The organism is Neisseria sp. P0014.S009, assembly GCF_051958155.1.
Taxonomy (GTDB): Bacteria; Pseudomonadota; Gammaproteobacteria; order Burkholderiales; family Neisseriaceae; genus Neisseria; species Neisseria flavescens_C.
Genome location: NZ_JBQCVS010000205.1, coordinates 1 through 247 on the forward strand (window position 1 = coordinate 1; position 247 = coordinate 247).

The window sequence follows — 247 nt, forward strand, 5'->3', positions numbered from 1 at the left end:
GAATATAGTACAAATCCAATATTTGTGAATTTTAATAGACAAGCCCACGCCATTCCAACGCTATATGCTAAATCTCTGCCTAAATTTGAATCAAAACAGATTAGTACCTGTTTGATTATTTTGTATCCTCATGATGATTTCCCAGAAAAACCGAATATAAAAGGATTTGCAGATTTCTATCTGTATTTTAATTTTGATAAATATTTTGTGTCTTCTGATGCTGAGAAAAAAATGATGCAATTAGAAG

Annotated in this window: 1 pseudogene; it reads left to right on the top strand. The window is 30.0% G+C overall.

The features are described from left to right. Positions 1-247 (top strand): annotated as a pseudogene (locus tag ACTHS4_RS12330) (hypothetical protein); the annotation flags it as partial.